The sequence below is a fragment of the Endozoicomonas sp. genome (assembly GCF_031844845.1).
GTDB lineage: Bacteria > Pseudomonadota > Gammaproteobacteria > Pseudomonadales > Endozoicomonadaceae > Endozoicomonas.
In genome coordinates this window covers 1-9,982 of sequence record NZ_JAVRMB020000008.1, presented here as the reverse complement: position 1 = coordinate 9,982, position 9,982 = coordinate 1, and the positions used below count along the sequence as shown (strand labels likewise).

Below are 9,982 nucleotides of genomic sequence, written 5' to 3'. Positions count from 1 at the left end.
CCCGACCGTCATCCTCGCGAAGGCGGTTGTCGCAAAACCCTCCTCGCTCCCACGCTCTGCGTGGTAGCGCCAGGACCCAACCACAGACACGATTCCTGTGGTTGGCTATGCATTCCCACGCAGAGCGTGGGAACGAGGTTCCTGGTGGGTTTTGCGACAACCTCCTTCGCGAGAAAGACGGGGGGCGGGGGTAGAAATCGGCATTTGCAACCTTTTGCGACAGCCTCGCAGGCGGTTGTCACAAAAGGTAGATTAAGCCTTGAACCACAAAGACACAAAGACACAAAGGTTTTTTGGAGTTGCCAGCGCTACGCACTGCAAACAAAAGAAAAAGTTTTCCTTTGTGTCTTTGTGTCTTTGTGTCTTTGTGCCTTTGTGGTTCCTTCTTGTAAGGCCTTTTGCGACACTCTCGAAGGCGGGAATCCATCGTGCACAGTGGATCCCCGCCTTCGAGGCTGTCGCAAAAGCCTCCGGAAACCTCGTTCCCATGCTCTGCGTGGGAATGCATACCGTACTCGCCACAAGTGAATAACCAGCCTTAAACCCCCGCAGATTCGGGCAAGGAGAGGTTTCTCCACATGCGGCCAGATCCGTATGCATTCCCACGCAGAGCGTGGGAACGAGGGTTTTGCGACAACCTCCTGCGCGGGAATGACGGAGACTGGTCCTTTCTACAATGCGACTTCCCTAGCATTAACCCGTTTATAAACAACATCTGACGAGCAGTAATTTCTTTATCGTCAGGTGCTATTGCTTCACCTGGCTATGCTGCTCGTCTCAATAAGACAGCCCCGGCAAGAAAACATATCAGGATAGGAATCAGCACAGAAAGTATGGGCGGAAACCCGAACACCAGACTGGATGGCCCCATCAGATTCTGGACAATCATAAAGACGATACCGGTAATCACACCGGAAAATATTCGAAGCCCCATACTGACTGAACGCAAAGGCCCAAACACAAACGAAATCCCCACCAGAACCAGTGACAGTATCGACAATGGCTGAAGCGCTTTTCTCCACAGAGCCAGATCATATTCACCGGCATCCAGCTCCTGATCGGCAAGATACTGTGTATAGGCAAGAAGCCCGGAAATTGACAATGCTTCCGGTTTGACCACAACCACTTTTAACAGGGTGGTGGTCAAACTGGTATCCCAGGGCTCAACAAGGCTTTCCTCAGTGATAAACTTCTCATTTTCCCGGCGGATAGTGGTGACATTCTCCAGCAGCCAGTGATCACCCTGGTAAATCCCCCGCCTGGCAAATGAGCTCTGCTGCAACTTCATATCGTCATCAAAAACATAACGGCTGACACCGTAAAGCACACCATTAGGCTCGACGGCATTGAAGTACATAAACTCAGCGCCTTCCCGATGCCAGAATCCTTCTCCGGTGTATGTCCCATCCGAGGAACGGGCAATGGCCTTTCTGGTTTCCCCAACCTGCTCTGCCATCGGTGCAAGATATTCTCCAAGCAGTAATCCGGCCAGAATCATGACCAGAGCCGGTTTCATCACAGCAACCAATATGCGCCAGAGCGAAACACCGGCAGCCCTCATTACCACCAGCTCGCTGTTGGATGCCATGGAGCCCAGTCCCACCAGACATCCCACCAGTGCAGAGACCGGTATCAGCTCATAGAGCTTTTTGGGGATCATCAGCAGGGTATAAGTCAGGGCGTCCAGGGAACGATAATTCCCCTGGACATCGTCCAATTGGCCAAGAAACGAGAATAGCGCCTCCAGAAACACCAGGATAAGCAAAACAATAACCGTTGCCCCCAGTACGTTCCGGGATATATAACGATCCAGTTTACGCATTACCAGCCCTCCGGCGCGACAACCAGAGTTTGCCCGGCTCAAACAGATTCATCATCAACGCAATGAACAGGAACAGACCATGAATTGGCCACAATCCGATATCCGGCGACAAACGCCCATCTTCCATCGCCCCTCGCCCACTCATCAACAGGGCAAGATAGAGCAGGTATAGAAAAACCCCCGGGAGCAGTTTCACATAACGCCCCTGCCTCGGGTTTACCTGGGAAAGAGGCAATGCCAGTAACACCACGATCGGTATTAACAGAGGAAGAGAGAGTCGCCACTGGAGTTCAGCACGATGTCCCAATGAGTCAGAAGCAAGAAGCGTTGAGGTAGGCAGAGCCTGCTCCTTACTGATCTCTTTTCTGGAACTCCGCTCTTCCATGCGCAGTCCATAATTTTTAAATTCAATTTCACGAAGGGGCAGAACACCGGGAGTCAGGTCATAGCGATAGCCATCCTCTAATATCAAATAGCGTTGTCCATCCTCTCCACTCTCTCCACGCTCCCCCGCATTGGCCTCAATCCGTGCGGTTTCTGCCAGAAGCAGTGTCATGGAGCCCATGTTGCTGCTGTTCACGTTTCGATTGGCAATAAACACCTGATTCATCTGCTGGCGATCATCGGTCAACTCTTCCGCATAGGTTACCCGCTGCCAGCCAAACTTCTGAAAGCGACCCGAAACCAATGTATCAAACTCAGTGAGAGAGTTTTGCTCAGCAAAAATCCTTTCAACCTTTTGAATTCCGAAGGGAGCAACCACAAGGCTTAATAACGCCACCAGCAACATAACGGCTGCTGCAGGAACCATGGTCATGGCCAACAGCTGGTTGCGGTTTAAGCCACAGGCACTGAGCACGGTCATCTCGTTATCAACATACAGCCGTCCATAGGCGAGAATAATGCCCAGAAACAACCCTAATGGCAGGATCATCACCAGGAATTCAGGAATCCGGTATCCCATGATGGCAAAGAGAAAATCTGCTTTCAGGGTGCCTGTCGCCGCCTGTGCCAGATAATTCACAAAACGCCCACTCATAATGATGAGTAGCACTACGGATGTGACGGCTAACATGACCTGCAGCATTTGTCTGGACAGGTAACGAAATATAATTAAAGGCATGCCTTGATGAAGTTCACAATAATGAAGTCGGACAATCATACGTCAAGCGCCGCAATAACTCAGGGAATTCTCCAGCTATCCGGCAAGCCAGGTTCGCAGAATGCAGATACAATTGAATGGTTACTTATCCACGTTCTGGCACCAGAGCGTCTGGTTGAATTGGCTCAACCGTATTATTATCCATGAAATCGGATAACTTGTCCCCCTGGAGAGACTATGGAATTTGTTGTTAAGAACGGCACCGCTGAAAAACAGAAAACAGCGTGTCTTATTATTGGTGTCCACAAAAAAACCCTGCCTGCTTCCGCTACTGCCATTGACTCATCGACCGAAGGGTACCTGAGTGGGGTATTGAAACGGGGTGATCTTGACTTCACCCCCGGCCACTCCCTTATGCTCCTGCATACCCACCATGCCCCATTTGAACGGTTGTTACTTCTGGCCATGGGCGATAGTGATAAGCCTCTGACAGAAGCCGAGTTTAAAAAACTGACCGGCAACCTTGCCAGCCAGCTAAAAGCGGTGAAATCAAAAGAGGCATCCGTCGCCATTACCGATATCGCTGTGGAGGGCAAATCACTTCAGTGGATTACCCGACAACTGGTAGAAGCCATTGAGTATGCGTTCTATCAGTTTACCCAGTTTAAAAACGACACGGGGAAAGACGCTCTTTCGGCAAACAGTCTGAAAAAAGTCGTTCTGCTGGCTGACCGAAAAACGGCTGATGAAGTTAAAGCCGGCCTGGCCCAGGGACAAGCCATTGGCAATGGCAGAAATATTGCGAGAACCCTTGGTAACCTGCCTGGTAACATTTGTCATCCAACCTATCTTGCTGATGAAGCCAAAGCGCTTGCCAAAAACCACACCAGGCTCACCACCAGGATTCTGAATGAAAAGCAGATGGCCGACCTTGGCATGGGCTCCCTGCTCTCGGTCAGCGCTGGTTCTGAACAGGAAGCCTGTCTGATCTGCATGGAGTTCAAAAATGGCAAGCGTGGGGCCAAACCTCTGGTTCTGCTGGGTAAAGGTATTACCTTCGATACGGGCGGCATTTCCCTGAAGCCCGGCGCCGCCATGGATGAAATGAAGTTTGATATGTGTGGTGCCGCCAGTGTCTTCGGTGTTATGAACGCCATTCTCGATCTGGATTTACCACTAAACGTCATTGGTATGGTAGCTGCTGCAGAGAATATGCCCAGTGGCAAGGCATCACGCCCCGGAGACATTGTCACTTCCATGTCTGGCAAAACCATTGAGATTCTCAATACCGATGCCGAAGGCCGACTGGTGCTCTGCGATGCCCTGACCTACGCAGAGCGTTACAAACCGGAAGCAGTCGTTGATATTGCTACATTAACAGGCGCCTGCATTGTAGCCCTTGGACATCATACCACTGGCCTGCTCAGTAATAATGAACCACTGGCTGACGACCTTCTGAACGCCTCAAAAGAAGCCATGGACAACGCCTGGCAGCTCCCCATGGGCGAAGAGTACACTCAACAGCTGGACAGCAACTTTGCCGACCTGGCCAACATTGGTGGCCCGTCAGCGGGAACCATTACTGCGGCCTGTTTCCTCGCCAGGTTTGCTGAAGCGTATCCATGGGCACATCTGGATATTGCCGGTACCGCCTGGAAATCAGGAAAAGAGAAAGGGGCTACCGGCCGCCCGGTGCCAATGCTGGTTCAGTTTTTATTGAACCGGATTAACAACTAGGAAAAACAAAGCAGCATTCTCATGTAATGGGGATGCTGCTATCCGAATGATATATCTGATAATCCCCTTACCAGAGCAATATCAGTATCATTCATTCCATAATTGGTTAGAATTTCCGGTTGAATCTTGAAGCCTCCAACACCAACATTCCTGCGTTGTATCTCATGATGCCCGCCCCTCAGGCATAATTCTTTCAAGAACCCGGCCTCCTTTAAGTCAACACTTTTCCAGTCAGGGACCGAATGATTAAGTTGAATGTAAGTAAACAGTGCTTCTGCAGCCGCAACAGACATACCGGTTCTATCTTTACCACTTTTACAATTGGTACAGGGGACGCCTCCGATAAGAGAGGTTAAGACGATAATTCTTGCTGGCAGCTTATAGGCTCCCCCCTGCAATGTATGGTGAGCGTTTGAATTAAAGATTTCTTTTATTTGCCAGGCAAGCTCTTTCACCACAGGTGCATTTTTATCATCATTATTCTGCTCCAACCATTCACCAACCATGCCACCCGGAGTACTACTTGTTGAAGCAGGATAACCAATCAACTCCTTAATTCCACGCCGATTAATCCTGTCAGATCCTGACCAACCACCCAATTTATTCAGATTTTCTCCAACCGCAAACGTATTTACACCAAAATTAAACGAAACCAACTTTAAATCAATTTTAATTTCTTTATCTTGATTATTACTATCTTTAACCACCAATGTAACGGGTGACTGCTTTCTGAGTTCTTCAAAAGCATTATACTGGTCCCGAAGCATCCGCTTTTCATCCCCTTTCGGTTTTAACACTCGCCTGAAATGATCTGGAGTCACAAGGCTGGAAGATGTCACCGACAACTGAACGACCTCCCCCCGCAAAGCTTTACCAAAAAGTTCCTGCTTCGAAGCAAGAGCTGCAGTGATAACCTCTTTCGCACGGTTCATAGCAGCGATGTTTCGAGCAGTTGCATCCCTGAGGCCATATGCCGAGTTAATACCATGTCGAACAATGGTCAGTTCTTTATCGCCATCAATATTCAATTGACTGATAAACATGTTGGTTGCATGATTCTTATCTTTAATGGCATGAGCAATAACACCTTTGTCATGGTATGCGCTGGGAAATACATCAAGCCCACTATTAAACTGTGACAAAAGATCACGGCCTATTTTACAGGCAGGAATACACTTCTGTGTAATCTTCCGCTTTTTTTCATCCGTCCCCAATAAAAACCTATTAGTAATAGTATCCCAACTTTCGCCCCCAAACTTTTTAACCATTGCTCTCTTGAAACCTATGACACTTACACTAACCCCCTCTTTTTGAAAAGTTCTGAGAATGGTTTTCAAATGATGCTTTAGTGCTTTAATAGAGTCTTTGCCCAGCGGATCCTCAACAGTATTCTGACTCAGGGCAGACAATTGTTCTTCAATATATAAAGATAGTGACTCTGGACCGGAATCAGGTATAAATTCTTTTGCAACTTCGAGCTGCATTTTTTTAAACCGACAAAACTCATTGGTAAATTTTATGCGAACCTGCTCACAAAACTCATCATAACCTGATAAATCAAATTCAACGTCGGCATTAGAAATCCTATTATTATTTTCATCTGCCTGATGAATGATGACGTTTTCACTTTTTGATAACTGACGGCTGTTTAACGAGTCATGGGCTTGAATTTCATATTCAGAAATTTTCTTTTGAAGGTGCTTATTAACCTTTTTCAGAATATACCGGATCACAGAGTGATATTGCTTCACGACCCTGTTTTTCAGCCTTCCAATTTTTACTTTTATATTTCTGACCAGCACTGAGAACTGCTTTGCAACCTGAGCCTTTGGTTGGATATTATGTGTCATCCCAAAGTCCTTTCTAAACACATAGGTACTGGTCCTCTTTCCCTGTTACCTTTATCTGCAAAGACCTATGATACTTGATTAAGCTGGCTTGCTGCGGCCAATCGAAGCATCATCAGGAAATCAGATGATTTGCAATACCGGCCGCTGATACACTTAACAGGACTGATGTACTCACTATCCCCAAGGGCTTTATGACCAAAGTTACCTTCTATTTACTGGAAAACCACCCTCAGGGCCCTGAGCAGTTTGCCTGTCGCCTGATTGATAAAGCATGGCGTGGCGGGCTGCCTATGCATATCCACACGGCTGATGAAAGTAGCTGCAAATCCATGGACCAACTGCTCTGGTCATGGAGAGAAGACAGCTTTCTTCCTCACGGGGTCATTTCTGACATTCACAACAACACGCCTGAAAGCACATTGCTGGCCAGGCAGTCACCCATAACCCTGGGTTTTGATAATCCCACCCTGGAACAAAAGCATCTGCTGATTAACCTCAGCCCTGAAGTCCCACCTTTCTTTAAAGACTTTTCCCGCGTCTGTGAAGTGGTGGTTCAGAATCCGGACCAGAAAGCCATTTCCAGAGATAAATTCCGCACCTATCGTCAAGCCGGAATTGAACCGGAAGTTCACAATATGCCAGCATAATCTGGCTAACCTTCTCTCAGATTACGATCAGGGCCGATTCGACTTCCTGATTCACCCCCAGAGTGTATAATTGCCCGTTTATCCATACCCAGAGCCCTCCTGCCCTTCAGGACAAGCTTTGCAATATCGACTGGAAAAAGAGTTATGGAAAAGACGTTCAACCCTCGGGCCATCGAACACACCCTTTATCAAAACTGGGAGGAGAAGGGATACTTTACTCCCTCCGGTGAAGGCCAGCCCTACTCCATCATGATCCCACCCCCCAATGTCACCGGTAGCCTGCATATGGGCCATGCTTTTCAGGACTCTATTATGGATGCCCTGACCCGCTATCACCGGATGAAAGGCTGTAACACCCTGTGGCAGGTAGGTACTGACCATGCGGGCATCGCGACCCAGATGGTGGTTGAACGAAAGATCCAGATAGAAGAAGGCAAAACCCGGCACGACTACGGACGTGAAGCATTTACCGATAAAATCTGGGAGTGGAAGGAAGAGTCCGGCGGCACTATCACCCGCCAGCTCCGTCGTCTGGGTGCTTCTGTCGACTGGGAAACTGAGCGTTTCACCATGGACAAGGGCTTTTATGCTGCCGTTCAGGAAGTCTTTGTCCGTCTTTATGAAGACGACCTGATCTACCGTGGCAAGCGTCTGGTTAACTGGGACCCGAAACTGCACACCGCCATCTCCGACCTGGAAGTGGAGAATAAAGAAGTCAAAGGCCATATGTGGCACCTTCGCTATCCACTGGCCGATGGTGAAAAAACTGCAGAGGGCAAAGACTACATTGTGGTCGCCACTACTCGTCCGGAAACCATGCTGGGTGATACCGGTGTTGCTGTTAACCCTGAAGACGAACGTTACCAGGCACTGATTGGCAAAGAAGTGGTTCTGCCACTGGTTAACCGTCGCATTCCTATCGTTGCCGATGATCACGCTGATATAGAAAAAGGCACCGGCTGCGTAAAAATCACCCCGGCCCATGATTTTAATGACAATGAAGTTGGCAAGCGTTGCAACCTGCCAATGATCAATGTCATGACCCTGAACGGCGATATCCGTCAGCAGGGTGAAGCCTGGAATAACGATGGCACCGCTAATCAGACCGTTGATGTTTCAATCCCTGAAACCTACCAGGGCATGGAGCGTTTTGCCGCCCGTAAGCAGATTGTTGCTGACCTTGATGCGCTTGGCCTACTGGTCAAAATAGACGACCACACACTGATGGTGCCTTACGGTGACCGTTCCGGCGTCGTAATTGAACCCATGCTGACCGACCAATGGTTTGTCCGTGCTGCGCCTCTGGCCAAACCGGCTATTGACGCGGTAGAAGACGGCCGTATTCAATTCGTACCCAAACAGTACGAGAATATGTACTTCTCATGGATGCGCGATATTCAGGACTGGTGCATCTCCCGTCAGCTCTGGTGGGGACACCGTATCCCTGCCTGGTATGACGAACAAGGCAAGGTTTACGTGGGTCGCACTGAAGAAGAAGTACGTGAAAAGCACAACATCCCTTCTCCTGTGGTATTGAAGCAGGATGATGATGTTCTTGATACCTGGTTCTCTTCTGCGCTGTGGACCTTTGGCACCCTGGGCTGGCCGGAACAGACCGAGCGTCTGAAGACCTTCCACCCTACTGATGTTCTGGTGACCGGTTTTGACATCATCTTCTTCTGGGTTGCCCGGATGATCATGATGACCATGCACTTCATGAAAGATGAAGACGGAAAGCCTCAGGTACCGTTTAAGCACGTTTACATCACTGGCCTGATCCGCGATGAGCATGGTGACAAGATGTCCAAGTCCAAGGGTAACGTACTGGACCCGCTGGACATGATTGACGGTATCGATCTGGAATCCCTGGTAGAAAAACGCTGCGGCAACATGATGCAGCCTCAGCTGGCAGAAAAGATCGGGAAGCGTACCCGCGATGCTTTCCCCGAAGGTATTTCCGCCCATGGTACCGATGCCCTGAGATACACCCTGTACTCACTGGCTTCTACCGGTCGTGACATCAACTGGGATATGAACCGCCTGGAAGGCTACCGGAATTACTGCAATAAAGTCTGGAATGCTGCCAACTATGTGAAAATGCATACCGATGGGCAGGACTGCGGCAACAACGACGAGCCGGTTGAACTAACCCTGGCAGATCGCTGGATTGTTTCCCGCCTGCAGCGTGTTGAAGCCCAGGTTGAGAAAAACCTGTCTGAATTCCGTCTTGACCACGCCTCCCAGAATCTCTACGACTTTGTCTGGAATGAGTATTGTGCCTGGTATCTGGAACTCTCCAAGCCGGTTCTGTGGGATGAAAATGCCCCGGTTGCGCAGAAGCGTGGTACCCGTCGCACTCTGGTGAGAGTATTGGAAACCATTATGCGTCTGGCTCACCCGTTCATGCCTTATATCACCGAAGAAATCTGGCAGAACATTAAGGTGAGTGCTGGTGTTGAAGGTGAAACCCTGATGCTGCAGAGCTTCCCGGTTGCTGACCCATCACAGATCGATGAACAAGCCGAGCAGGATATTGAATGGCTGAAGTCATTTATCACCAGTATCCGAAACATTCGCGCTGAACTGAATATCGGTCCGGGCAAGCCTCTGAACGTATTACTGCGTAACACCTCTGTTGCCGATGAGGCCCGTCTGAACGATAACCAGACCTTCCTCAAGTCGCTGGCAAAACTGGACACTATTCAGGTTCTGGCCGCAGGTGAAGAAGCACCCATGGCCACCACTCAACTGGTGGGTTCAATGGAAGTACTGGTACCCATGGCCGGACTCATCGACAAGGACAAGGAAATCGCCCGACTCAACA

6 protein-coding genes are annotated in these 9,982 nt (G+C 49.2%); 3 read left to right on the top strand and 3 right to left on the bottom strand.

All coding sequences use genetic code 11. The features are described from left to right. Positions 1-763 precede the first annotated feature (763 nt). A complete protein-coding gene (gene lptG, locus RM811_RS00495; RefSeq protein ID WP_402519640.1) occupies positions 764-1,822 on the bottom strand; it encodes an LPS export ABC transporter permease LptG in 1,059 nt (352 codons plus the stop codon). Continuing rightward, a complete protein-coding gene (gene lptF / locus RM811_RS00490) occupies positions 1,815-2,984 on the bottom strand; it encodes an LPS export ABC transporter permease LptF (RefSeq protein WP_402519638.1) in 1,170 nt (389 codons plus the stop codon). Before lptF ends, lptG begins: the two co-directional genes overlap by 8 nt. A gap of 177 nt (positions 2,985-3,161) precedes the next feature. Here lptF and RM811_RS00485 point away from each other — a divergent pair, with 177 nt between their 5' ends. After that, positions 3,162-4,661 (top strand): leucyl aminopeptidase, encoded by a 1,500-nt coding sequence (locus tag RM811_RS00485; protein ID WP_402519635.1) that lies wholly within the window; start codon positions 3,162-3,164, stop codon positions 4,659-4,661. Between the two features lie 38 nt (positions 4,662-4,699). On the opposite strand, the gene RM811_RS00480 is transcribed toward RM811_RS00485, so the two are convergent. Beyond that, positions 4,700-6,511 (bottom strand): inositol phosphate phosphatase SopB, encoded by a 1,812-nt coding sequence (locus tag RM811_RS00480; protein WP_402519632.1) that lies wholly within the window; start codon positions 6,509-6,511, stop codon positions 4,700-4,702. Positions 6,512-6,702: 191 nt separating this feature from the next. On the opposite strand from RM811_RS00480, the gene RM811_RS00475 reads away from it, so the two are divergent. Continuing rightward, positions 6,703-7,158 (top strand): DNA polymerase III subunit chi, encoded by a 456-nt coding sequence (locus RM811_RS00475; RefSeq protein WP_402519629.1) that lies wholly within the window; start codon positions 6,703-6,705, stop codon positions 7,156-7,158. Between the two features lie 144 nt (positions 7,159-7,302). Beyond that, on the top strand, positions 7,303-9,982 hold a 2,680-nt coding region (locus RM811_RS00470; RefSeq protein WP_402519626.1), incomplete at its 3' end, for a valine--tRNA ligase.

Bases quoted from the DNA above. Each gene is read 5' to 3' on its own strand.
- lptF (WP_402519638.1), bottom strand. From the start codon at position 2,984: ATGATTGTCCGACTTCATTATTGTGAACTTCATCAAGGCATGCCTTTA.
- RM811_RS00480 (WP_402519632.1), bottom strand. From the start codon at position 6,511: ATGACACATAATATCCAACCAAAGGCTCAGGTTGCAAAGCAGTTCTCA.
- RM811_RS00485 (WP_402519635.1), top strand. From the start codon at position 3,162: ATGGAATTTGTTGTTAAGAACGGCACCGCTGAAAAACAGAAAACAGCG.
- lptG (WP_402519640.1), bottom strand. From the start codon at position 1,822: ATGCGTAAACTGGATCGTTATATATCCCGGAACGTACTGGGGGCAACG.
- RM811_RS00475 (WP_402519629.1), top strand. From the start codon at position 6,703: ATGACCAAAGTTACCTTCTATTTACTGGAAAACCACCCTCAGGGCCCT.